Raw genomic sequence first — 22525 nt, 5'->3', positions numbered from 1 at the left:
CACGTTTACAATGGAATTTACCGGTTCCTACCTGCTGCCCTGCTCGCCCGAAACGGCCTGGACGGCGCTTAACGATACCGAGGTGCTGAAGTCCTGCCTCAAGGGCTGCGAAGCGCTGGAGCGGACTGCCGAGACCGAGTTCACCGGCAAGGTTGCTGCCAAGATTGGCCCGGTCAGCGCGCGCTTCTCGGGTACGATGCGCCAGACCGAGCTGGACCCGCCGCGTTCGTGCCGGATGCAGTTCGAGGGGCAGGGCGGGGTTGCGGGCTTTGCCAAGGGCGGCGCGCTCGTCACGCTTGCCGCGCGCGATGGCGGCACCGAACTGACGTACGTGGCGGATACGCAGATCGGCGGCAAACTGGCGCAGATGGGCGCTCGCCTTGTCGAAGGAACCGCCAAGTCGATGGCGGATGATTTCTTCGGCAAGTTTGCAGCCGCGGTCGCCGCGATGGAGCCGGATGCCTCGCTGGCGGCAGAGCCTTCGCAGGACATGTCGCCACCAGCCGGGCCGTCCTCGGGCGTGTCTTCGTGGCTCATGCCAGCCGTGATCGCGATCATCGTCGCCGCTGCTGCGGTGGTTTTCCTGCGCTAGCAGCGCCCCGTCTTACAGCAGCCGCGTTGCCATTTATATCGAAATCGATGTAAATAGGGCGGCGGGAGAATGACAAGCGAGAGGGCCCTTGCAGGATACTGATCTCACCCTGATCGAAAACGGGCTCGTCTTCGATGGAAGCGGCAGTCCGGCTGCAATCATGCCGGTCCTGTTCGGCACCACGATCCTTGGCATCGGGTCTGAGGCACTGCGCCTTGCCGAGGAAAAGGCCGTCAGGCGGATCGACGCCTCAGGCGCCACGGTCATGCCGGGGCTCGTCGACGCGCATTGCCACATCAGCTTCGATGAGCCGTTCAGCAACGACGAGTTGTTCTTCCACCGCCGCGAAGGCCTTGCCGCGATCATTGCCGCCTACAATGTGCAGAAAGTGCTGCGCGCCGGGGTGACGACAATGTTCGACGCCGACACGATCTTCGACGTGTCGCTCGATCTGCGCGATGCCATCGAATGCGGCGTGACCGAAGGCCCGCGCATGCGCTGCGGGGGCAACGCGCTGTTCACTTCCGTGGGCGGGACGGCTGGGCTGCTCGTGCCGGACGAAGGCAGCATCGGCTATCTCAAGGTCACGCGGACGCGGGACGAGATCGTCACCGAGATCCGCCGCCAGGCCAAACGGGGGGCGGACTGGATCAAGATCCACGTCACTGGCCTCATCCCGCGCCAGAGGCAGGAAGGCGAAATCCAGGTCTGGACGCTGGACGAGCTGAGACTGGCGGCCGACACCGCGCACGAGGTGGGGCTCCCCATCGTGGGGCATTGCCGTAACGCTTCGAGCACCCGCGATGCGGCCACGGCGGGCTTCGACATGATCCTCCACGCCACCTACATGGACGACGCCGCGCTGCGCGCCGTTTGCGATGCGCGGGTGCCGATCGTGCCCACGCTGACCTTTCAGGCCGTGCTGGCCGATCATGGCGCCAGGATCGGCGCGAGCTCTTATCTGCAGGACCTGTTCGCCAAGGAGATCGAGGAGAGCAGCCAGCAGTTGCGGCAGGCCTTCGATGCGGGTGTGCCGATCGTCTGCGGGACCGAAAGCGGCTTTTCGATCACGCCCTATGGCGAATGGCACTGGCGCGAACTGCAGATCCTTGTCGAAAACCTCGGACTGACGCCGCTGCAGGCGCTGTCTTGCGCGACGCTGGAGGGTGCGCGCGCGCTCAAGCTCGACCATTGCACCGGCAGTCTGGAGCCGGGCAAGGACGCGGATGTGATTGTGGTCGAAGGCGATGTGACCGGCGATGTCACGCTGCTGGGCCGCGAAGGCGCCATGCGGCATGTGTTCCACTGCGGCCGCGCCGTCGATCTCGCCCGGCCGCTGCCGGAACGGCGCGATCCCCCATCCTGGCGGGTTTCCAACTATTCGACCACAGCCGCGACGCGGCGCGCGACGGGCCTGTGGGCTCCGAAGCCGTGACAGAGCACGTCATCACGGGCTTCGAGGCCTGCTCGCGCACGCTGCGCCAGACGGAGCTGCGGCAGGCGCTTTACGATGAAGCCGCACTGCTGATGGAGCGGTGCCTCGTCAATCTGCATGGAAGCGAGCACCGGGCGCGCCGCAATGTCGAGGCGACCGTGTTCCGCAAGAACGTCTTCGTCGAATACGAGCGCAACATCCTGCCGCACACGCTTGACGAGACGCTGCAGCCCTTTCTGGAAGCGGGGCGCGGCAACCTTGTCGACATCGGCTACCGGATCATGATGAACCTGACGGTCGATTTCACCGGGATCGACCGGGTGAAGCGCACGCCCGAGGAGACGGCGGAGCTGCTCCGTCTGCTCAAGGAATTCAGCCTTGCGCCCGCGCTGGGCCAATCCCCGCCCGAGGACCGCCCGGAAAAGCGCGCTCGGATCGAGGCGGCCATGGCCGAATTCAGCGCGCAGTTTCTGGCGCCATCGCTGGCGCGGCGGCGGGCACTGAGGTCGCAGGTGGAAGCGGGCGAGCTATCATCCGACGCACTGCCGCGCGACGTGCTGATGGCGCTGGTCTCCGGCGAGGATGCGCTCGGGATGACCGAGCAGGAGTTCCTGCAAGAGGGCATCTTCTTCACGATGGCCGGCGCGCATACGACGATCCATTCGCTGACCCACGCCGTCCACGAAATCCTGTGCTGGATCGACACCCATCCTGAAGACGCTGCCCGACTGCGCGATGATCCCTTCTTCATTCAGCAATGCGTGTTCGAGAGCGTCAGGCTCCATCCCTCGAGCCCGGTTTCCAAGCGACGCACCACCTGTCCGCTGGCACTCGCCAATGGCACTGAGGCGCAGCCGGGCGATGTGATCGTCGTCGATCTGCGCACCGCCAACCGGGAGACGGCGATTTTCGGCGAGGACGCGGATCGTTTCAATCCGCATCGGACAGTGGCAGGGCCCGCGTTTCCCCACGGCATCTCGATGGGGCTCGGCGCGCATGCCTGCCTTGGCCGCAATCTTGCCATCGGCGTGGAGCCGAAACCGGGCAGCGATCCGGCGGATCACCAGTTCGGCACCGTGCCCCTTATCGTGCAAGCGCTGCTCAAGCGCGGCGTCCGCCCCGATCCCGCCGCCCCGGCGCAGCTCGACAAGGGGATCACCCGCATTTCCTGGGCCACCTATCCGATCCTGTTCGACCCGGCGCGAGCGGTCATCTGATGGGGCGGCACCGCATCGCCGGATACCGCGATTGCGAGGCTGCGTTGCGCAATCGCGATCTTCGTCAGGCGCTGTACGATGCGGGAAAGGTGGTGATGGAGGGTGTGCTGCTGACCTTGCACGGCGAGGAACACGCGGCGCGGCGCACGGTGGAAGTGCGGGTCTTCCGCCGTAACTTCTTCCATTACTACGAGAAGGAGGTTTTCCCGCGCACGCTGGCGGAAACGCTCGCGCCCTATCTCGCGGCGGGCGGCGGCGATCTCCTCAAGATCGGCTACCGGCTGACGGTCAACCTCACCGCCGATTTTGCCGGGATCGACCGACCCACGCGCAGCGCCGAGGAGACCGAGCACCTGATCGCGATCACCAGGAAGCTCGGCGAAGGCGCCACGCTGGTGCACAGCACCCGCGATCACGCCGAAGTGAGCGCCGAAGTGGCGGCGGTTCAGGCTCAGCTGCGTGAGCGTTTCTTCCTGCCATCACTGGCGCGCCGACGGGCGCTGCTGGCCGAGCGCGAGACCGGGAGCATCACGGATGCCGAGCTGCCGCGCGATGTGCTGATGACGCTCCTCGTCGGCAACGATGAACTCGGCCTCAGCGAGGATCAACTCCTGCGCGAGATCGCCTTCTATTTGCAGGCTGGCGCGCATTCGACCGCGAATGCAGTGGTGCATGCGCTGTGGGAAGTGCTCGAATGGGCGGACGAAGACGAAGATCGCTGGGCTCGCCTCGATGATCCGGTCTTCGTCCAGCACTGCGTCCACGAATCGCTGCGCCTGCACCCGGCAAGCCCGGAAGCATGGCGGACCGCCATGTGCCCGATGCAATTGGCCGGGATCGGTCCCGTCGCGGCGCAGGACCGCGTGGAACTGGACCTCTTTCTGGCCAACCGGGATGCCGCGATCTTTGGCGAGAACGCCGATCGGTTCGAGCCCGAGCGTACGCTTCCCGCCACAGTCCTGCGCTCCGGCCTCGCGTTCGGCATTGGCCTTCACACCTGCCTCGGGCGCGAACTCGATGGCGGGATCGCCGCGAGGCCCGGCACGGATACGGCCGACGCCCAACTCGGCATCGTGACGCTCATCCTGGTCGAACTGCTGCGCCGCGGTGCGCGCACGATACCGCACGATCCCCCGCAGCGCGACACGAACACATCCCGGCCGAACTGGGGACGCTTCCCGGTTCGCTTCACGGCGAAAGGCGCCTCATGAAACTTGCTCTCGTCACCGGCGGCGCGGCGGGCATCGGTGCCGCCATTACCTCGGCCTTGCTCGCACGCGGCTACCGGGTCGCTGTGGCCGACGCCAGCATTGAAGCGGTCGCGGTTTCCGACCGGCTGACCGCGCATATGTGCGACGTCTCGGACGGCAGTGCCGTCACGGCGCTGTTCGATACGCTCGGCGAAGTGCCGGATCTGGTCGTCAACAACGCGGGGATCGTGCGCTTCGGCGCGCTGGCGGACATTGCGCTCGCAGACTTCCGCCGGGTCGTCGAAGTGAACCTGATGGGCGTCTTTGCCGTCACCAGCGAGGCGGTGCGGCGGATGCTGCCGCGCGGCTCCGGACATGTCGTGTCGCTAACCTCGATCAATGCCTATGGGCCGGGGCCGGGATCGGGCGCATACCCTGCGACCAAGAGCGCGGTGCTGCAACTGATGCGGCAGTTCGCGATGGAGTATGGGCCAAGCGGCCTGCGCTTCAACAGCATCGCGCCCGGCTTCATCGACGGCGGCATGTCCGCCCCGATCTACGCCGATCCAAAGGTCCGCGCGTCTCGCTCCGCCGGCGTGCCGCTCGGCCGGCTGGGGACGCCCGAGGATATCGCCAATGCCGTATGCTTCCTCGATAGCGACGAGGGCGGTTACATCAACGGACATGACCTCGTGGTCGATGGCGGCGTGACCCATGCCGTGCTGAAAAACCTGCCCCGCACATGAGCGGGGACGGTGCGCTGCGGCTGATCCTCTACAGCGACGGCTATAACCATCCCTTTGCGAGGTCGAGCGAGGCGCTCGCCAGCATTGCGCGCGGCTTCGGGCTTGCCGTCACGATCACGTCCGATCTGGCCGACGCGCTGGGCCAGTTGCAGCCGGGACGCGATGTTCTGGGCGTCAATGCCCTGCGCTGGTCGATGACCCAGTTCGAGCGCTATGCGGCGGATCGTCCGCTCTGGGCGGGCCGCCTGAGCAGCGAACATCTCGCCGCGATGACGGACCATGTGGCGCGCGGCGGCGGCCTCCTCGCCATGCACACGGCGGTCATCTGCTGGGACAACCAGCCCGGTTGGCTCGATCTGCTCGGCGGCGGCTGGAACTGGGACCGCTCGCATCATCCGCCGCTTGGGCCGATCACGGTGCAGCCCTTGGCGGCCGGCGCAGTTCCCTTCGAGGCCGTCGACGAGGCCTATCACCATCTCGATCCGGCGGCGGACTGCGAGATCATGGCAACCGCCGATGCCGGGGAGGGGGCTCAGCCTGTCGTGTGGCGACGGCGGCACGGGTCAGGCAGGATCGTGGTCGATGCCCTGGGGCATGACGAGCGCTCGCTGGGCACAACAGGGCATGTCGCCATTCTGCAAGCCATGCTGGGCTGGCTTTGCGAAAGAGAGACCGTGCATGACGCTTGAGGGCAAGAGCATCCTGATTACCGGCGGCGGCTCCGGGTTGGGTGAGGCGATGGCGCGCCATTTCGCCAGCCGGGGCGCTACCGTCACCATCAGCGGCAGGCGCGCCGACCGGATCGAGGCGCTGTGCGGCGAGATCGGCTGCGGTGGGGTTGTCGGCGATGTCACGGTCGCAGCCGACCGGGAAGCGATGATCGCGGCTGCTGTCGCAAAGGGCGGCGGGCTCGACGTGCTCGTCAACAATGCCGGCAACATGTACCGCACCGCCATTGCCGATCTTGATGAGGCGCAGCTCCTAGGACTGTTCCACAGCAATGTCGTTGGCGCGATGATGCTGACCTCGCTGGCGATGCCGCATCTTGAAGCCCGCAAAGGCTCGGTGCTGTTCTTTGGCTCCAGCCACACCCGCCGCGCCTTTCCCGGCGCTTCGCCCTATGCCGCAACGAAAGCTGCGCTGCAGACCCTGACGCAGGTTCTCGCGGCGGAAGTGGGCAGCCGCGGGGTTCGGGTAAATTGCATCGTGCCTGGCGGCGTGCTCACCGAGATCAATGTCCGCGCCGGATTGCTGAGCGAGGCGGAGGCGGCGCAGCGCTATCGCGACATGGCTTCGCTTCAGGCCATCGACCGGCTGGGCGAGGGCGCAGACGTGGCAGAGGCGGCGGAATACCTGATCGGCGCCAGTTGGGTGACCGGCGCGATCCTCGATGTGGACGGCGGCCTCGGGCTCGGCACCTCGCGCGGCTAGGGTCAGGCGCGCAGCAGGCGGCGGGCGTTGTCCGCCAGCAGGGTTTCCATCCCGTGCGTCTCGGCGCGCTGCGGGGCATCCCACCCGGCAAAGTTTGTGCCATAGACAAGGCGATCACGCCCGACGCGCTGGATCAGAAGGTCCAGCGAAAGGTCATCGTGCATGTGAATGTCGAACCAGATGCGGCGCAGCGCGGCCTCGAACTGGCCTTCGTCGCGCAGGTATTCCGGCACCCACTGCCGCTTGTGGGCGGCATGGCGCAGGCGCCCCCAGACGAGCGCCAGCGCCCCGCCGCCATGGCTGATGCACACATCGAGATCGGGGTGGCGATGGAGTACGCCGCCAAACACCAGCGTGGCCAGCGCCGCCGTCTCCTGCATTGCGAAGCCGAGCGTGATATCGAGTTCGAACCGGGTGAAGGCGGCAGGCCCCGGAGGGCCATCGATACCTGCCGAGGCCGGATGGATGAACAGCGGTACATCGAGCGCGGCGACGGCTTCGTAGAACCGGTCCATGTCCGGATCGGCAAGGCCCTGGGGCATGTCCGTGCCGATGTAGGCCGCGCGGAAGCCAAGCTCGTTCACCGCCCGGCGCAGTTCGGCAATCGCCGCATCGATATCCTGCATGGGCAGGGCCGCCGCCGCGCCGAGCCGCTCCGGATAGCGCGCGACAACGGCGGCAAGCGCATCGTTGTGCGTGCGGCAGAAGGCCACCGCTTCCGCTGCCGGGATGAAATGGAAGTAGGTCAGCGGGTTGGGTGAGAGCAATTGCCAGTCGATGCCGATGCGGTCCATCGCGGCAATCCGCAGATCCGCGTCCATGAAGGCGCTGCCGCGATAGCGCACGCCGCGCAAGCGGTAGTCGCCGATGCGGAACACCGGCACGCCCGCGTCGTCGTACAGCTCCGGGCCGAACCGGCCAGCCGTTCCGAACGTCTCCTCGATCACAGCGTGGGCGTGGATATCGATAACGCGGGCGCTTGCCAGGCTCATCTCAGGCATATCCTCGTGCCGAGCCGCCATCCACCGCGATGGCCGTACCGGTCATGTAGCTGGCAACTTCGGACCCGAGGAACACGGCAAGGCCGGCGATCTCCTCGGCTTCGGCAATGCGGCCGAGCGGAATCTGCGCGGCCATCGCGGCTTCGGCGGGGCTCGGCCCGTCGCCGGTTGCAGGCCCGAGAATCTGCTCGATCCGGGCAGTGCGCGTGAAGCCCGGGCAGACCGTGTTGACGAGCACGTTGTCCGCTGCGACCTGTTGCGCGAGTGTCTTCGCCCAGCCGAGCACGGCCATGCGCACGCTGTTCGACAAGGTCAGGTTCGGCACTGGCTGCTTCACGCCGACCGAGGAAATGACGACGATGCGGCCCCAGCGCCGCTCGCGCATCGCGGGCAGGACCGCGCGTGTCATGCGCACGGCGGACATCAGCGTGAGATTGGTCGCCGCCAGCCACGCGGCATCGTCGAGATCCGCGAAGAGGCCGGGCGGGGGCCCGCCGGCATTGACCACCAGCACATCGACCGGCCCCAGCCTTGCCGCCACTTCGCGCGTCATCGCCTCGATCTGGTCCGCGTCGGTAACGTCGGCCTGCAGCGCAAGGCAGCCGGGCATCGTTGCAGCGGCGGCGGCGAGCTTGTCGGCATTGCGGGCGCAGATTGCGACCCGCGCGCCCTCGCGGTGATAGCCCTGCGCGGTGGCAAGGCCGATGCCCTGGCTTCCCGCAGTGACCAGCACCACTTTGTCCTTCAATCCGAGATCCATCTGCCTCAGGCTCCTTCCCGCTGCGTGTTGCCGCCGGGCTCGGGAACCAATCCAGAGCGACCGGTGGCCCCGCCGTCCCGTCACTTGACATGGCGGCCATGCCTTGTGAAGCATCGAAATCGATACATTACCGCAAGAGGCTGGCCTCTTGCCGGAGCCTGCCCGGAGTGACCGGGCGCGCTGGAGAAACGCGCGAATGATGACGCCTGCCGCCATCGCCGAACTGAGGTCCGGCTGGCGCATTCTGGTTGCCTGCGCGCTCGGCATCGCGGCGAGCGCGATTGCCTTGCCCTATTACAGCATCGGCGCGCTGACCAAGCCGATCGAGCTGGAAACCGGGTGGTCGCGCAGCGATATCCAGTTCGCCATTGCGTTCAGTTCAGGGCTCGGTGCGCTGACTGCGCCGCTCACCGGCTGGATGGTCGATCGCCTCGGCGTGCGTATGGTCGCATTGCCGGGCTTTGCCGGCGTCGCGTTGGGCATGATCGTGGCGGCAATGGCCGGCTCGCCGTTGGTGTTCTACCTCGGTTTCGCGCTGACGGCGCTGCTCGGTGCAGGAACCAATCCGGTGGTCTGGTCCAAGGTCGTGACCTCGCGCTTCGACCATGCGCGCGGCACCGCCCTAGGGCTGGCGCTGGTCGGTACAGCCTTGTCCGCCATCCTGCTGCCCGTGCTGATCACTTCGCTGATCCAGCGCACCAACTGGCACGTCGCGCTTGCCGTGGTGGCGATGCTTCCCCTCCTTCTTTCGCTGCCGGCGGCGTGGTTCTGGCTCCCGTCCGAACCGGCCCGCACGGCATGTGCAGCGGCGGAACCCGCCGTTTCCATCCGCAGCGCCGTGCTCAGCCTGCGCTTCGCGGTCCTCGCGATCTCGGTCCTGTGCGGGTATCTGGCAGTTTCGGGCGTGCTGACCAGCCTCGTGCCCGCCTTTACCGACCGGGGTCTGCCGCCTGCGCGGGCGGCGGTGATCGCCGGCACCGTCGGCCTCGCGATGATCCCTGGGCGCGTCCTTATCGGCATGCTGATCGACCGCTGCTGGGCGCCTGCGGTCGGCTGCGTGATCCTGCTCATCCCCGCCGCCGCCTGCCTGGTCCTTGTCCGCGCGACGGACAGCCTGCAACTCACCCTGTGCTGCCTTGCGCTTGGCCTCGCTGCCGGTGCGGAGCTTGATCTGCTGGCTTTCCTCACCGCGCGCTATTTCGGCCGCGACCGCTTCGCCAAGCTCTATGCGCTCCTTTATGCGGGCCTTGCCATTGGCAGCGCCACGGCCCCAGCCATGTTCTCCCGCCTGCGCGAGGTTTCGGGTGATTATGCGGCCAGCTTCTTGTCCTCCGCGGCGCTGTTTGCCGTAGCGGGCATCCTGTTGCTCCTGCTGGGGCCCTATCCTGCCATGTCTGGCCCGAGCGACGAGGGTTTGCACGACGATGCCGACTGACCAAGCCCACCCGCAACCCCATGACGACGCGAGCGCCCTGCCGCCTCTCGCAGAGCGCATTTCGTTCCTCGTGCACCGCGTGGGCGCGCACATGGCCCGCATTGCGAACCCCTGGTTTCAGGAAGCCGGTGTCGATCTGGTCACCTCGCGGATGATCGTGCTGCTTGCCGAACGCGCAGAACTGACGGCGGGTGAGATCGTCAAGGTCATGGCGTTGCCCCAATCGACGATCTCGCACCAGCTGAAGCGCCTCGAAGGGCTCGGCTATCTGACGCGAGAAGTCGGCCCCGACGATTCGCGCATCGTCATCGCCCGGCTGACCCCGCAAGGTGTCGAAGTGGCAAGGCGTTCAAATGCGCTCAGCCAGGAAGTGGTCAGCGCGCTGGTCGCGGCGATCGGGGAAGACGACCTGCCGATCGTCCGGGCCGCCCTGAAGCGCGCCGATGCCGCGCTCGAAGCCATGTACGAAGCGCGCCAGTCCACCGCTGCCCCGCGCCGCAAGAATACAAAATCTGAAAGCTAGACCCTGATCAGAACTTCCGGGCTGCCAAAACAGTGGCTGCCGATCAGGGTTCGCCGCAGCGTTCGATGTAGCGGCGGATATCGAGGCTGAGGTCCTCGATCGGCGCATAGTAGCCATGCGTGTGGACACGTGCGGCAATGCCAGACTGCACGCGTTCGCATACCGCCCAGTCCTGCCGGTTGACGAGATCCCAGAAGTCGACCGCGTCCGCCGGGTCGAAATCGGCCTTGGCCATTTCGTCAGGGTGGAACAGGAAGCGGCATTCGATCAGGGTGCGATCGGCGGCCAGCGGCCAGAGCACGAATGCGGCGGCATGCTCGGCGCTGACGCTGAGCATGAGGTTGGGATAGATCAGTTCGCCCTTGTGGCGGACCTTTTCCGCCTCGGAGAGGCCGGGGAAGGGGGCGCGGGTCGTCGTGCCGGTCATCGTGTAGGTCCAGGCACCGTCGCGGTGCGGGATGCCCGCTTCCCAATCAAGATCGATCCCGCCGCGCACCTTGAAGGCCGGGACGATTGCGGTGAGCTCCGGGTGGACGCCGGGGCAGTGATAACACTCGTTGTAGTTTTCGAGGATCAGCTTCCAGTTCGCGTTCACCTCGTAGCGGATCGTCTGCGCGGTGCGCAGATCGGCGAGGGGATAGTTGGCAAGGCGGCGCGCCGGCTCGGCCAGGTCTGCGACGAAATCGGGCGCAGTTTCGGGCGAGAGGTTGAGGAAGACGAAGCCGCCCCAGGTCTCGACCGCGACTGGGTGCAGGCTGAATGCGGCCTTGTCGAAGCCCGGCGCATCCTGCAGCTGCGGCGCTGCCAGCAGGCGCCCGTCGAGCGCATAGGACCAGCCGTGGTAGGGGCAGCGGATCATCGCCTTGCCGACCACGCCCGCATCGAGCGTGACGTCCCAGCGCGCATCACTCACCGCATCGCACATCCGCGCGCCGCGGTGGCGGCAGACGTTGTAGTGCGCATGGAGCGCGCCGTTCTTCCCGCGAACGACGATGACGCTTTCGCCTGCCACATCGAGCACCTGGTGATCGCCGGGGAGGGGCATGTCCTCCTCGCGCCCCGCGCAGAACCACTGGCGGTGGAAGATCGCGGCCTTGTCGCGCGCAAACGCCTCCGGCCTCAGGTAGGCGGTGCTGTCGAGCGATTTCTCCATTCCGCCGGTCACCGTGATCCTCCTTATTAGACGCTTGCCTTATAAGCAGCATTGCGGCACTCATCCAGCCTGAAAGCGAAGCGGATGAACGGCGCGGCGATGGATGTGACGGGCAAGGTCTGGGATGCCATCGTGGTCGGGGCGGGGCACAATGGCCTGACAGCTGCGGCCTATCTGGCGAAGGCAGGCCGTTCAGTGCTCGTGCTCGAAGCGCGGCCCATCGTCGGCGGGGCCTGTGTCACCGAGGAGGTGATTCCCGGCCACCGCGTCTCGTTCACCTCCTACATCGCCTCGATGCTGATGCCGACGGTGATCCGCGATCTTGATCTGGGTCGCCACGGCCTGCGCATGGTTGCTTGCGATCCGATCCTGACGGTGCCGCTCGGAGAAGGCGAGATCATCCGCTGGTGGGCCGATCCGGCACGCACTGCGCAGGAAATCGCCCGGTTCTCAGCGCGTGATGCCGAGGCCTTTCTCGAAGTTGACGCCCGGCTCAAGGCGCTCGCGCGCTATCTCCAGCCCTTCTTTCTCGAATCCCCGCCGGATCTTGCCGCCCGCGGGCTCGATCGCATCCGGGAGGGGCTGCGGATGGTCCGCCGCTTCCGCCGTATCTCAGGCACCGAGATCGGCGAGATGGTTCAGTTCCTCACTGGAAGCCTCGGCGAGTTTCTCGACCGGCACTTCGAATCCGATGCCGCCAAGCGCATGATCCTTGCCAACAATGTCTATGGCAAACACGGCGGACCCTATGAGCCGGGCTCGGCGGTGGGGTTGCTGTTCCACCTGCTTGCCGGCGGTGACGACGCGGTCCAGGGCTTTGGCGGTCATGTCATGGGCGGCATGGGCTCGATTTCGGGCGCGATTGCAGCGGCCGCGCGCGGGTTCGGCGCGGTGATCGAAACGAGTGCGCCCGTCGCCAATATCGACGTTTATCAGGGCCGCGCGACCGGCGTTACGCTGGTCGACGGGCGGCAAATGCGCGCGAAGGTCGTGCTGTCCAACGCCGATCCCAAGCGCACGTTCCTCGGGCTCCTCGCCAAGGCCGATCTGCCCGATGATTTCCGCCGCGACGTTGCCGCGATCAAGATGGGCGGCCCGGCGGCCAAGCTGAACATCGCGCTGTCCGGCGAGCCCATCGTGACCGGTCGCAGGCCCGATGCGACGCCATTGGAGCGCGCGCTCCTCACCATCGCGCCCACGCTCGAAGGCGCGCAGCGCTGTGCCGATACGGCGCGCTTCGGTGACGTGCCGGACGAGCTGTGGATCGATTGCGTGATCCCCAGCCTAGTCGACGACAGCCTCTGCCCGCCGGGCCATCACATGCTGACCTGTTTCATCCAGTATGTGCCCTACAAGCTGCGCGAGGGCACCTGGGACGAGAAGCGCGAGGCGCTCGCCGATGCGATCATCGACCAGATCAGCCGGCACATGCCGAACCTGCGCGAACTGATCCTAGGCCGGGTCATGCTCACGCCGCTCGATCTCGAGCGCATCTACGGCCTCACCGAAGGCAATATCTTCCACGGCGATCTCCATCCCGGCGCGTTGTTCTCGATGCGCCCGGTGCCGCGCTGGTCGCAGTACCGCACGCCGATCGAAGGACTCTACCTCTGCGGTGCAGGGGCGCATCCCGGCGGCGGGGTGACCGGCGCACCCGGGCATAACGCCGCTTGCCAAGTGCTGCGCGACACCAAGAAGCAGAGCCGGCGCTGATGGCTGGCGGCGCGCCCCATCCACACAAGGTGATGGGCGTTTCCGATCTTGCGATGTTCTACATCGTGACCGGGGTCAGCCTGCGCTGGATCGCGACTGCGGCGGCGTTCGGTCCGAGTTCCATCGTGATCTGGGTCGGCGCACTGCTGTGCTTCTACCTGCCCTTCGTGCTCGCCATCGTCGAGCTTTCGTCGCGCTACCCGCAGGAAGGCGGACTCTACATCTGGACCCGCGAGGCGTTCGGGCCTTACGTGGGCTTCATGGCCGGGTGGAGCTATTTCACCTCGAACCTCCCGTATTTCCCCAGCGTGCTTTATTTCGATGCGGGCAACGCGCTCTACATCGGGGGGACAAGCTGGCTGCATCTGCGCAGCAATCCGGTGTTCTTCATGGGCTTTGCGCTGACAGCGCTGGCCTTCATCACCGCGATCAACATCTTCGGGCTGCGCTTCGGACGCTGGCTGCACAATCTCGGCGCGGTGGGCATGTGGGGGCCGGCGCTGATCGTGATCGTGCTGGGCGGGATGGCATGGTGGCAGTTCGGCTCGGCAACCGATTTCACGCCGCGATCGTTCGTGCCGGTGTTCGATATCCAGCACATGATCATGTGGGCCGCGATCGCCTTTGCGCTCTCGGGCGCGGAGACGGCCTCGTTCATGAGCGGCGAGATCAGGGAGCCGCGCCGCACGATCCCGCGCGCGCTGCCGATTGCGGGCGTGGTGATCGTCTCGTGCTACATCATCGGTACCTTTGCGGTGCTGCTTGCGATGCCCTCCAGCGAGGTCAACACGCTGCAGGGCCTGGTCCAGGCGGGCGCGGTGGCGGCGGAAAAGGTCGGGGCAGGGTGGATCGTGATCCCGCTGGCGCTCCTCATCACGCTCGGCAATCTGGGGGCGGCAAGCGGGTTCCTTTCCTGCGCGGCGCGCATTCCCTTTGCCGTCGGCATCGATCGGCTGCTCCCGCCTGTCTTTGCCAAGGTCCATCCCAAATGGGGCACGCCCTATGTCGCGATCCTCGTTCAGGGCGGCCTCGGCGCGGTGCTGTGCATCCTCGGGCAGGCAGGCACCGGAGTGAAGGGCGCCTATGACGTGCTGGTGAGCATGGGTATCATCGCCGCCTTCCTGCCCTTCGCACTGGTGTTCCTCGCCGTGATCCGCCTGCAGAGCCGGCCCGCCGAAGCGGGGGTCACGCGCCTGCCGGGCGGACGCGTTACTTCCACGGCCTTTGCCTGCCTCGGCCTCGCAACAACGCTCACGGCTCTGGTGCTTGCGGCGTTTCCGGCAACGGACGAGCCGAACAAGCTCCTTGCCGTCAGCAAGATCCTCGGCCTCACTGGCGTGCTGCTGGGGAGCGGCAGTCTTGTCTACTACCTCGGCCAGCGCGCCGCGCGGCGGGCCGCTTGACCATGGCTAGCCCCGCGCCAGACGCGCCGCCAACCACGCGCCGCCGCCGCCGCGCATCCCCGCTGGTGCGGCGCGCCGACCTTGTCGCGGCGACGGTGAACTGCCTTGCCCGGCTCGGCGCCAAAGGCACCACCGGGCGCGAGATCTGCCGGCAGGCCGGGGTCAGCCACGGGTTGCTGCGGCATTACTTCCGCAATCCGGACAATCTCCTCCTCGAAACCTACGAGCAGCTCTGCGAGGACATGCTCGCGCAGCTTGAGGCCGCCGCCATGCCCTATGCTGCAGAGCCCCGCGAGGCGCTGCATCGCTATTTCGTCGCGGTCTTTTCGGATGACTGGGCCGGGCCGGACATCATCGGCGCATGGATGGTGTTCTGGCAGCAGGCGCGCAGCCGTGCCGATTTCGCCGCCGTTTCGGACAGCTTCAACTTGCGCCAGCGTGCGCTGCTCGAACGGCTTGTCACGCCGCTGCCGCCCCGCGAAGATGCCTTGCCCATGGTTGACGCCATCGCGCTCCTGTCAGCCGTGCTCGACGGGCTCTGGATCGAATACTACCTTTCCGACCAGCGCACCCCGCGCGAGCGCTGTATTGCGCTTTGCGACCTGGCCGCGCGCCGCCTTTTTGCGCTCTGAGCGCCGGGCAGGCCGACCGAAAGCCACAGATTCCAGTATCTGTTTCAATCTATTGCTACGTTCATGGCAGTTTCTTGCCCGGTGCGGGGAATAAACCGCGCTTGCCCGCGTTGTCGGTTCAGGAAGCCCGGTCTGGCACGTGCCGGAAAGGGCGCTTGCAGCGATAACCGAAAGGCATCCCATGTCCACGATCAAAGGCACCACCGGCATTGATACGCTGCTCGGCACCAGCCTTGCCGACAGTCTGCTCGGCCTTGCCGGAAACGACATTCTCAAGGCGCTCGGCGGCAACGATGTGCTCGATGGCGGCCAGGGCGCCGACATGATGTACGGCGGTGCCGGGAACGATACCTATATCGTCGATTCCTCTGGCGATAAGGTGTTCGAGCTGGCCGGCGAGGGCATCGACACGGTCAAGGCCTCCGTCACCTACACGCTGAGCGCCAATGTCGAGAACCTGCTGCTCACCGGCAGCGGCGCGATCAATGGCACCGGCAACGATCTTGCCAACAAGATCACCGGCAATGCGGCAGCCAACACGCTGTGGGGCCTCGGCGGCAAGGACACCATTCTCGGCGGCGGCGGCAACGACACGATCATCGGCGGCGCGGGCATGGACACCGTGACGGGCGGCCTCGGCAACGATTCCTTCGTGTTCGGCCCTGCCGACTTTGCGAGCAGGACCTCGAGCGGAGCCGACACGATCGTGGACTTCACCGCCGGCGACAAGATCGACCTCAGCCAGGTTGACGCGCTCGTCTCGGCCAGCGGCTACGGCGCCTCGGGCAACCAGGCGTTCCACTTCATCGGCACCAACGGGTTCCATAACCACACAGGCGGGGAGCTGCGCTACGCGGTCTCGGGCGGCAACACTTATGTCTATGGCAACATGGACGGCGACACGAGTGCCGACTGGTGCATCAAGCTTGCGGGAGTTCACACGCTGACCTCGGCCGATTTCATACTCTAGCGGGCGGCCCGCGCCTGCCGAACCTGATCCCAACCGGAGTTTTCACGCCATGCCTTCGCGTCGTTCCATCCTTGCCGGGCTCGCTGCCCTTGCTGCCGTGCTTCCGGGCACCTCCTGGGCCGAGACCGGCGGGCTCGATCTGGCGAAGTATCGCGGCAAGGTCGTGTACGTAGATTTCTGGGCTTCGTGGTGCGGGCCGTGCAAGCTTTCCTTCCCGTTCATGCAGCAGCTTGCTGCGCGCTATCCCGCGGGAGACGTGGCGGTCGTGACGATCAATCTCGATCGTCAGCGCGGTGCGGCGGAGGCCTTCCTGCGGCAGGTCCGCTCCACCTTGCCGGTGGTCTATGATCCTGCCGGCAACCTTGCGAGCACATGGAAGGTGGCCGACATGCCGACTTCGCTGGTGTTTGATCGCAAGGGCGTGATGCGTTTCCGCCATCAAGGGTTCTTCCCCGGCAAGGCAGCGGAATACAACGCGCATATCGCGCAGCTAATGCGGGAGAACGGATAATGCTGCGCACAATCCGCACAATGGCGCTCGTGATCACGCTCGCCGCGGTATCAGCCTGCGCGCATGTGGGCGCGAAGCCGTGGCAGCGCGATGTGTTGGCTAGGAAATCGATGCAGCTGGCGCGCGAGCCGGCGATCATGGCCTTCGACGAGCACACCTATTTCAGCAAGGAAGCAGCGTCCGGCGGGCGCAGCTTCGATGGTGGAGGCTGCGGGTGCAACTGACCACGGCCGATCGCAAGGTGGGCAGCCTTGCGGCTACGCTCGGCGCGCTTGCGGGCGCGCTGCTCCAGGCCGCGCCCGCCCACGCGCAGGCCGATCCCGGCGCTGCGCCCGCCCACGCGCAGGCCGATCCCGGCGCTGCGCCCGCGGCTGCCGCGCCGGTTGCCAAGCCCAACGCCTATGACGAGACGGCCAGCGAAGCGGGCACTCTCGTGGCCGATACCGCTGTGCTCTACTATCAGGAGGACGACGACCGCGTTCGCGTGATCGAATCCGAAACCGGGCTCACCTGGAACGGGGCGAGTGGCCTCGTGGTTTCCGGCAAGTTCGTCTACGATACGCTCACCGGCGCGACGCCCAACGGCGCGGTGCGCAGCCGCAACGTGGTGCAGACGTTTCGGCCACCGGGCCAGCGTCCCGGCGCCAAGGCGCCAGAACGCGAGAGTGATACCTCGACCGGCGCCTCGGGCATCTACGAGATCCGCCGCGGGCGCCTGCCGGTCGATGCGGGCTTCAAGGACAAGCGCAAGGCCGCCGATCTCGGTGTTACCCTGCCCATCGCCAGCGGTCTCAAGCTCAGCCTTGGTGGCGCCGGTTCCTGGGAAATGGATTTCACCTCCTACTCGGGGCGCGCCAGCCTCGCCAAGGAGCTGTGGAACAAGAACACCACGCTTTCGCTGGGCTACAACTACGAGCGCGACAGCATCAAGCCATTCAATGGCATTCCGCGCCCGCTTGCCAGCATGGGCGAGACGGTGATCGGCACCGGGCGCCACAAGATCGTCTCGAGCTTTGTCGCCGGCATCACGCAAGTGCTCACGCCCGGCTGGCTGGCGCAGCTCAACTGGAGCCACGGTGTCTCCACCGGCTATCAGACCGATCCCTACAAGCTCGTCGCGCTGGTCGAGCGCGAGACCGGCGATCCCTTTGCCTACATCTATGAAAGGCGCCCCGATCGCCGCGTGCGCGACAGCATCTATGCCGGCACCAAGTTCGCACTCGGCTCGGCGGTTACCGATGCCTCGGTGCGCTGGTACCGCGACAGTTGGGGCATCCGCTCGTGGACATTCGCGCTCTCTGAACACGCGCCGCTGGGGCGCAGCGGTTATGTCGAACCCGGCATCCGCTACTACCGCCAGACCGGCGCGAATTTCTTCAGCCATTACCTGCTGCTCGACGAGAACGCGCCGTCCTTCGTGAGCGCAGACAGCCGGCTTGGCGCCTTCCACGCCTGGACCTTCGGGATCAAGGCCGGGTTCAAGATTGCGCCCAATCTCGAGATCTACGGCGCGGCGGAGCGGTATCTTCAGGAAGGCCAGCGCTTCGATCGGCGGGCCCCGGGCATTCTCGCGCGCACCGATCTCTTCGCGGGCTCGAAATCGGTGAGCCTCATCACCGGGCTGCGCGTCACGTTCCGCTGACAGGATAAAGCACCATGATCATGCGCATTTCACTGCGAGTGCTTGTCGCGCTCGCCGCTGCCCTGCTGTCCGGTGCTCCGGCGCTGGCCGGGCCGGTCGCCGATCACGCCCACTACCGCGCCGAACTGGTGACCGAGAGCCGCGCGCCTGCGTCCGGCGCTGCGGTCACGGCGGCGTTCCATATTGCGCTCAAGCCCGGCTGGCACATCTATGGCCCGAACCCCGGCGACACCGGCTATGCGCCTGTCGCAACGTGGACGGCGCCGCCCGGCACCAGCGCGGGGGAACTGCGCCATCCGCCGACCCGCCGGCTGGTCCTTTCCGGCCTCGTCAGCAATGTCCACGAAGGCGATGTCGTGCTGCTGCAGGATCTGCGCTTGCCGGTAGGTCTGGCGGCCGGCGCGGCGCTGCCGCTTGCTGCCCATCTCGATCTGTTGGTGTGCTCGGAAAGCTCTTGCGTGCCCGATCCGGTGGACCTCGACCTCGGGCTGACGGTCGGCGCAGGCAACCCCGATCCCACCTCGGCGGCGCTGTTTGCAAGGGCGCGAGCGGCCATCACGCCGCCGGCTGCCGCGAAATCCGCCGCGGCGCCGGCTCCGAGCCCGCTCGATCTGGCCGGCTATCTGCTGGCCTTCGGTGCGGCGCTGCTTGGCGGGCTGATCCTCAACCTGATGCCTTGCGTGTTCCCGATCCTCAGCCTCAAGGCGATGGCGCTGGCCCGATCGGGCGGCAGCGCGGGTCACGCGCGGAGCGAGGCGCTGGGCTATTCGGCCGGGGTCATCGGCACGGTCCTTGCGCTGGGCGGCGCCCTCCTTGTGCTGCGCGGCGCGGGTAGCGCAGCCGGTTGGGCCTTCCAGCTGCAGAACCCCGCCGTGGTGGCCGGGCTGCTTCTCCTCATCACCGCCATTGCGCTCAACATGACAGGGCTGTTCGAGCTGCCTTCGCTGAGCGTGAGCGGCAAGCCCTCGTCTGGGTTCAGCGGCTCGCTCATGACGGGTGCGCTTGCGGCGTTCATTGCGACACCATGCACCGGCCCGTTCATGGCTGGCGCGCTGGGTGCAGCGCTGGTCATGCCGCCGCTGGCGGCGCTGGGCGTGTTCGCCGGGCTCGGGCTCGGCATGGCGCTGCCTTTCCTGCTGCTCGGCTTCTGGGCGCCGGCGCGGCGGATGATCCCGCGTCCCGGCCAGTGGATGGTGACGCTGCGCCACGTGCTCAGCGTGCCGATGTTCGCGACCGCGCTTGGCCTTGCCTGGCTGGTCGGGCGGCAGGCCGGGATCGGCGCGATGACGACGGCGCTCGGCGCAGCGCTGCTCATGGGTCTGGCGCTGTGGTGGTACGGTGTTCGCCAGCGCGGCGGACGGCCCGGCTTGCCCGCGCTGGTGCTGGCGAGTGCCGCGCTGCCGGTGATTGCGCTCGGTGTGGTGGCGGCCCCGGCGGCCGCGACGGGGCCGGCAGTGGCGGATGCCCTGGGCAGCCAGCCTTTCGCCGAAAGCCGGCTCGATGCCCTGCGCCGCGAAGGGCGTCCGGTCTTCGTCTACTTCACCGCTGATTGGTGCCTGACCTGCAAGGTCAACGAGGCGGCCGCGCTTGATGTGCCTGCGGTCGGCAAAGCTTTCGCGGCAGGCGGTGTTTCTGTTCTGCGCGGCGACTGGACGCGGCAGGATCCGGCGATCAGCCGCTTCCTCAAGGCGCATGGCCGCGCCGGCGTGCCGCTTTACCTCTGGTATCCCGCGGGCGGCGAGCCCAGCGAACTGCCGCAGGTGCTATCGTCCGATCTGCTCGTGCGCCTCACCGATAGGTCTTGATCGCCCCTTGCCCCCGCGCCGTCTGCGATGCAGAGACGCGGCAACGGGTAAAGGGGAAGGATTGATGGCGGGCGATCTGAAGTGGCAACGGGGCGGTGCAGGTGTTGCGCTCGTCGCGCTGGCGTTATCCGCGCAAGCCCATGCACAGCAGGCCGAAGAGCAGGCCACCGATAGCCTGCGCGTCAGCGTTGGCGCGACCTATGCTGACGGGCGCTATGGCCAGACTGCGCGGACGGAGATCGTGACCGTGCCGGTCTCGGTAAAATACACCCGTTCCCGTTTCAGCGTAAAAGTCACCACGGCCTACGTGCACCTGCGCGGTCCCGGCACGCTGCTCGACGGCACCGGCAGCGGCGCTTCCGGGAGCGGCGGCAGCAGCGGCAGCGGTAGCGGCGTCGCGAGCGAGCCCGAGATCGAGACCGAACCGGGCGATGACAGCTCCGGCGGCGGCAATGGATCGGGTGGCGGCACGGGCAGCGGATCGGGTGAAGGCGAGGGGGAGGGTGGCGGGACCGGGTCGGGCACCGGCACCGGAACGGGCACGGGAACCGGCGGGCCAGTCGTACCGCTCTCCCGGCGCAACCGTGGCGGTCTCGGCGATACCACGGTTACGCTCGCCTATAGCCTGCCGCTCGGCGATCACTTCACGTTTGAGCCGCGCAGCCGCGTCAAGTTGCCCACCGCCTCCTCGCGCAAGGGCATCGGCACCGGCAAGGTCGACGTCACGCTCGCGGCGGATCTGGTCGGCACGTTTGGCGGGACGACGCTCTACGCCAGCGCGCGCCGCCGCTTCCTCGGCCGAACCGCGCGCTTTCCGGTGCATGACGGATGGGGTTTCGGCGCGGGCGCGAGCCATGCGCTTGGCCCGGTCCTCACGCTCGGCGCGGATTACGACTGGCTGCAATCCGCCACGCCCGGGCGCGGCCCGATCAGCGAGGGCACCGTGTGGGTCAGCGCGCGGCTCAGCCGGCAGCTCAGGCTCCAGGCTTATGGCGGCACCGGTTTCTCGAGCCGCAGTGCCGATACGATCGGCGGGTTGACGCTGGTGTGGCGCCCCTGACGCCATCCCGCTCCGGAGTCAGGATTTCCAGCCCTTGCCGATCAGTGCTTGTTCGTCTGCCGGGCCGACCGGATCGGACGCCTTGAGCCGCTGGTAGGCGGCCTCCAACGGTGCCGGATCGGCGCCGCCAGCCACCGCGATGGCACCTGCATCCTGCGCCGCCCCGGCGCGGGCCCGCGCTTCGATGGTCCAGCGCCCTGCTCCGCCGCGGCAGGCCAGTGCGGTATCCCCGCCCTCGCGGTATTCGCGGCACCAGCGGCCATCGGCGGCGCGCACGGTAAGTAGCGGGGTGATCGTCCGCCCGTCGGCAAGCCGAGCCGTGCCCAGCGATGCGGTGCGTTCGAGCGCACCAGACAAGTCGTCCACCGGGGCAGGGGGGCGCAGGGTCAGCATCAGCGCGGCTGCGACGCTCGCAGCGAGCGCCGAGCCTGCCGCGATCCAGCCGAAGCGGGCGAGGCGCGGATTGTCGTTTGCCGCCACCGGTGCCGGCGCAGCCAGCCCCAACCGCGCGATCAGGTCATCGTCGATCGGTCGTTCGCTGGCGAGGAAAGCGCCAGCCAAGGCCCGGTCATTGGTGGCCCAGGCCTCCGCCTTGGCCGCCAGTGCGGGATTGTGCTCGAGTTCGGCGGCAAAGGCCTCGGCCTCCTCAGGCGTGAGCGCGCCATCCAGCCAGGCCGCGAGCCGTTCGTCCTCGTTCCCGGTGCCTGGCATCATCGTGCTCCTTCGCTGCGCCGCGGCGGCGCCAGTTCCTCGGCAATGCGCTGCCGCGCGCGGGCGATGCGGCTCATCACTGTGCCGATCTGAACTTGCATGGCCTCGGCCGCCTCCCGGTAGCTCAGCCCCTCGACCACCACGAGAAGGAAGGTTGCCCGCTGGTCCTCGGGCAAGGACTGCAGCACCCGCTGCGCCGCCGCGAGATCGGACCGCGCTTCGGTGATCGCTCGGCCGTCATCGCCGGTCAGTTCCTCGGCGTGTTCGAGATCGACGCTGGTGCCGCGCCGCTTGAGGCTGCGACCGCGGTCGATGTGCAGATTCTGGGCGATCCGGTACATCCAGCTGTCGAGCCGGGTATCCTCGTCGAACTGGTGCGCGCGGGTAAGGGCGCGTTCGACCGTGGCTTGCATCAAGTCGTCTCCATCGTGCGGCGAGCCTGCCAGACCCTCGCAGAACCGGCGCAAGCGCGGGAGCAGCGCGATAATGCGCGACTGCAATCCGGTTGCTCCAGATCGGGTTGGTTCCATTTTTCTCCAGCACAACGATGACACTGCCTGCTTATTCCCGGATCAATCTCACGCCAAGCCCGAAG

Annotated in this window: 23 protein-coding genes; 18 read left to right on the top strand and 5 right to left on the bottom strand. The window is 67.1% G+C overall.

The window, feature by feature from the left end:
• Positions 1 to 10 precede the first annotated feature (10 nt).
• The 7 genes from Q0082_RS12130 to Q0082_RS12100 all read left to right on the top strand — a co-directional run bounded on the left by Q0082_RS12130 (position 11) and on the right by Q0082_RS12100 (position 6611).
• On the top strand, positions 11 to 592 hold the full coding sequence (locus Q0082_RS12130) for a carbon monoxide dehydrogenase subunit G (RefSeq protein ID WP_298192914.1): 582 nt from the start codon (positions 11 to 13) through the stop codon (positions 590 to 592).
• 88 nt (positions 593 to 680) lie between these two features.
• Positions 681 to 2027, top strand: a complete 1347-nt coding sequence (locus Q0082_RS12125; protein ID WP_298192913.1) for an amidohydrolase family protein — start codon at positions 681 to 683, stop codon at positions 2025 to 2027.
• Positions 2024 to 3244 carry a cytochrome P450 gene (locus tag Q0082_RS12120; protein WP_298192911.1) on the top strand — a complete coding sequence of 407 codons (1221 nt, stop codon included), beginning with the start codon at positions 2024 to 2026 and terminating at the stop codon, positions 3242 to 3244. The genes Q0082_RS12125 and Q0082_RS12120 overlap by 4 nt, the downstream gene beginning before the upstream one ends.
• A complete protein-coding gene (locus Q0082_RS12115) occupies positions 3244 to 4455 on the top strand; it encodes a cytochrome P450 (protein ID WP_298192908.1) in 1212 nt (403 codons plus the stop codon). Before Q0082_RS12120 ends, Q0082_RS12115 begins: the two co-directional genes overlap by 1 nt.
• Positions 4452 to 5180: an SDR family oxidoreductase gene (locus Q0082_RS12110; protein WP_298192904.1), complete on the top strand. Its 729-nt coding sequence runs from the start codon at positions 4452 to 4454 to the stop codon at positions 5178 to 5180. The genes Q0082_RS12115 and Q0082_RS12110 overlap by 4 nt, the downstream gene beginning before the upstream one ends.
• The gene (locus tag Q0082_RS12105) at positions 5177 to 5869 is read left to right on the top strand and encodes a ThuA domain-containing protein (protein WP_298192901.1); all 693 of its coding nucleotides are present in this window, start codon (positions 5177 to 5179) and stop codon (positions 5867 to 5869) included. The genes Q0082_RS12110 and Q0082_RS12105 overlap by 4 nt, the downstream gene beginning before the upstream one ends.
• On the top strand, positions 5859 to 6611 hold the full coding sequence (locus tag Q0082_RS12100; protein ID WP_298192898.1) for an SDR family oxidoreductase: 753 nt from the start codon (positions 5859 to 5861) through the stop codon (positions 6609 to 6611). Before Q0082_RS12105 ends, Q0082_RS12100 begins: the two co-directional genes overlap by 11 nt.
• Before the next feature lie 2 nt (positions 6612 to 6613).
• Here the strand turns inward: Q0082_RS12100 and Q0082_RS12095 are convergent, their stop codons facing one another.
• On the bottom strand, positions 6614 to 7603 hold the full coding sequence (locus tag Q0082_RS12095; RefSeq protein WP_298192895.1) for an amidohydrolase family protein: 990 nt from the start codon (positions 7601 to 7603) through the stop codon (positions 6614 to 6616).
• Between the two features lies 1 nt (position 7604).
• The gene (locus Q0082_RS12090; protein WP_298192893.1) at positions 7605 to 8372 is read right to left on the bottom strand and encodes an SDR family oxidoreductase; all 768 of its coding nucleotides are present in this window, start codon (positions 8370 to 8372) and stop codon (positions 7605 to 7607) included.
• 196 nt (positions 8373 to 8568) lie between these two features.
• Between Q0082_RS12090 and Q0082_RS12085 the strand changes: the two genes are divergently transcribed.
• Positions 8569 to 9807 carry an MFS transporter gene (locus Q0082_RS12085; protein WP_298192890.1) on the top strand — a complete coding sequence of 413 codons (1239 nt, stop codon included), beginning with the start codon at positions 8569 to 8571 and terminating at the stop codon, positions 9805 to 9807.
• Complete coding sequence (locus tag Q0082_RS12080) at positions 9797 to 10330, top strand: MarR family winged helix-turn-helix transcriptional regulator (RefSeq protein ID WP_298192888.1); 534 nt, start codon at positions 9797 to 9799, stop codon at positions 10328 to 10330. Before Q0082_RS12085 ends, Q0082_RS12080 begins: the two co-directional genes overlap by 11 nt.
• Positions 10331 to 10373: 43 nt before the next feature.
• On the opposite strand, the gene Q0082_RS12075 is transcribed toward Q0082_RS12080, so the two are convergent.
• Positions 10374 to 11495, bottom strand: coding sequence for an aromatic ring-hydroxylating dioxygenase subunit alpha (locus Q0082_RS12075; RefSeq protein WP_298192887.1), 1122 nt, complete (start codon positions 11493 to 11495; stop codon positions 10374 to 10376).
• Between the two features lie 72 nt (positions 11496 to 11567).
• Between Q0082_RS12075 and Q0082_RS12070 the strand changes: the two genes are divergently transcribed.
• From Q0082_RS12070 to Q0082_RS12030, 9 genes are all read left to right on the top strand, one after another.
• On the top strand, positions 11568 to 13196 hold the full coding sequence (locus Q0082_RS12070; RefSeq protein ID WP_298192884.1) for an NAD(P)/FAD-dependent oxidoreductase: 1629 nt from the start codon (positions 11568 to 11570) through the stop codon (positions 13194 to 13196).
• The gene (locus tag Q0082_RS12065; protein WP_298192881.1) at positions 13196 to 14599 is read left to right on the top strand and encodes an APC family permease; all 1404 of its coding nucleotides are present in this window, start codon (positions 13196 to 13198) and stop codon (positions 14597 to 14599) included. Before Q0082_RS12070 ends, Q0082_RS12065 begins: the two co-directional genes overlap by 1 nt.
• Before the next feature lie 2 nt (positions 14600 to 14601).
• On the top strand, positions 14602 to 15231 hold the full coding sequence (locus tag Q0082_RS12060; protein WP_298192878.1) for a TetR family transcriptional regulator C-terminal domain-containing protein: 630 nt from the start codon (positions 14602 to 14604) through the stop codon (positions 15229 to 15231).
• Between the two features lie 181 nt (positions 15232 to 15412).
• A complete protein-coding gene (locus tag Q0082_RS12055; protein WP_298192876.1) occupies positions 15413 to 16201 on the top strand; it encodes a hypothetical protein in 789 nt (262 codons plus the stop codon).
• 49 nt (positions 16202 to 16250) lie between these two features.
• Positions 16251 to 16712: a TlpA disulfide reductase family protein gene (locus Q0082_RS12050; protein WP_298192874.1), complete on the top strand. Its 462-nt coding sequence runs from the start codon at positions 16251 to 16253 to the stop codon at positions 16710 to 16712.
• Positions 16712 to 16936: a DUF4266 domain-containing protein gene (locus Q0082_RS12045; RefSeq protein WP_298192872.1), complete on the top strand. Its 225-nt coding sequence runs from the start codon at positions 16712 to 16714 to the stop codon at positions 16934 to 16936. The genes Q0082_RS12050 and Q0082_RS12045 overlap by 1 nt, the downstream gene beginning before the upstream one ends.
• Positions 16927 to 18354 carry a DUF3570 domain-containing protein gene (locus Q0082_RS12040; RefSeq protein ID WP_298192869.1) on the top strand — a complete coding sequence of 476 codons (1428 nt, stop codon included), beginning with the start codon at positions 16927 to 16929 and terminating at the stop codon, positions 18352 to 18354. The genes Q0082_RS12045 and Q0082_RS12040 overlap by 10 nt, the downstream gene beginning before the upstream one ends.
• 14 nt (positions 18355 to 18368) lie before the next feature.
• Positions 18369 to 20159 (top strand): thioredoxin family protein, encoded by a 1791-nt coding sequence (locus Q0082_RS12035; protein ID WP_366522558.1) that lies wholly within the window; start codon positions 18369 to 18371, stop codon positions 20157 to 20159.
• Between the two features lie 64 nt (positions 20160 to 20223).
• A complete protein-coding gene (locus Q0082_RS12030) occupies positions 20224 to 21219 on the top strand; it encodes a hypothetical protein (protein WP_298192868.1) in 996 nt (331 codons plus the stop codon).
• Positions 21220 to 21237: 18 nt separating this feature from the next.
• Here Q0082_RS12030 and Q0082_RS12025 read toward each other — a convergent pair whose 3' ends face one another.
• The gene (locus Q0082_RS12025) at positions 21238 to 21933 is read right to left on the bottom strand and encodes a hypothetical protein (protein ID WP_298192866.1); all 696 of its coding nucleotides are present in this window, start codon (positions 21931 to 21933) and stop codon (positions 21238 to 21240) included.
• The gene (locus Q0082_RS12020) at positions 21930 to 22430 is read right to left on the bottom strand and encodes a sigma-70 family RNA polymerase sigma factor (protein WP_298192863.1); all 501 of its coding nucleotides are present in this window, start codon (positions 22428 to 22430) and stop codon (positions 21930 to 21932) included. The genes Q0082_RS12025 and Q0082_RS12020 overlap by 4 nt, the downstream gene beginning before the upstream one ends.
• Positions 22431 to 22525: the final 95 nt, after the last annotated feature.

The organism is Novosphingobium sp. (genome assembly GCF_027489515.1).
Classification (GTDB): domain Bacteria; phylum Pseudomonadota; class Alphaproteobacteria; order Sphingomonadales; family Sphingomonadaceae; genus Novosphingobium.
This window is presented reverse-complemented; position numbering and strand designations above follow the sequence as displayed.

What these genes read in the sequence shown, in the direction of transcription:
- Q0082_RS12100 (WP_298192898.1), top strand. Translation starts at nt 5,859, where the DNA reads ATGACGCTTGAGGGCAAGAGCATCCTGATTACCGGCGGCGGCTCCGGG.
- Q0082_RS12110 (WP_298192904.1), top strand. Translation starts at nt 4,452, where the DNA reads ATGAAACTTGCTCTCGTCACCGGCGGCGCGGCGGGCATCGGTGCCGCC.
- Q0082_RS12070 (WP_298192884.1), top strand. Translation starts at nt 11,568, where the DNA reads ATGAACGGCGCGGCGATGGATGTGACGGGCAAGGTCTGGGATGCCATC.
- Q0082_RS12065 (WP_298192881.1), top strand. Translation starts at nt 13,196, where the DNA reads ATGGCTGGCGGCGCGCCCCATCCACACAAGGTGATGGGCGTTTCCGAT.
- Q0082_RS12080 (WP_298192888.1), top strand. Translation starts at nt 9,797, where the DNA reads ATGCCGACTGACCAAGCCCACCCGCAACCCCATGACGACGCGAGCGCC.
- Q0082_RS12095 (WP_298192895.1), bottom strand. Translation starts at nt 7,603, where the DNA reads ATGAGCCTGGCAAGCGCCCGCGTTATCGATATCCACGCCCACGCTGTG.
- Q0082_RS12130 (WP_298192914.1), top strand. Translation starts at nt 11, where the DNA reads ATGGAATTTACCGGTTCCTACCTGCTGCCCTGCTCGCCCGAAACGGCC.
- Q0082_RS12045 (WP_298192872.1), top strand. Translation starts at nt 16,712, where the DNA reads ATGCTGCGCACAATCCGCACAATGGCGCTCGTGATCACGCTCGCCGCG.
- Q0082_RS12035 (WP_366522558.1), top strand. Translation starts at nt 18,369, where the DNA reads ATGATCATGCGCATTTCACTGCGAGTGCTTGTCGCGCTCGCCGCTGCC.
- Q0082_RS12105 (WP_298192901.1), top strand. Translation starts at nt 5,177, where the DNA reads ATGAGCGGGGACGGTGCGCTGCGGCTGATCCTCTACAGCGACGGCTAT.
- Q0082_RS12115 (WP_298192908.1), top strand. Translation starts at nt 3,244, where the DNA reads ATGGGGCGGCACCGCATCGCCGGATACCGCGATTGCGAGGCTGCGTTG.
- Q0082_RS12090 (WP_298192893.1), bottom strand. Translation starts at nt 8,372, where the DNA reads ATGGATCTCGGATTGAAGGACAAAGTGGTGCTGGTCACTGCGGGAAGC.
- Q0082_RS12030 (WP_298192868.1), top strand. Translation starts at nt 20,224, where the DNA reads ATGGCGGGCGATCTGAAGTGGCAACGGGGCGGTGCAGGTGTTGCGCTC.
- Q0082_RS12085 (WP_298192890.1), top strand. Translation starts at nt 8,569, where the DNA reads ATGATGACGCCTGCCGCCATCGCCGAACTGAGGTCCGGCTGGCGCATT.
- Q0082_RS12060 (WP_298192878.1), top strand. Translation starts at nt 14,602, where the DNA reads ATGGCTAGCCCCGCGCCAGACGCGCCGCCAACCACGCGCCGCCGCCGC.
- Q0082_RS12055 (WP_298192876.1), top strand. Translation starts at nt 15,413, where the DNA reads ATGTCCACGATCAAAGGCACCACCGGCATTGATACGCTGCTCGGCACC.
- Q0082_RS12025 (WP_298192866.1), bottom strand. Translation starts at nt 21,933, where the DNA reads ATGATGCCAGGCACCGGGAACGAGGACGAACGGCTCGCGGCCTGGCTG.
- Q0082_RS12050 (WP_298192874.1), top strand. Translation starts at nt 16,251, where the DNA reads ATGCCTTCGCGTCGTTCCATCCTTGCCGGGCTCGCTGCCCTTGCTGCC.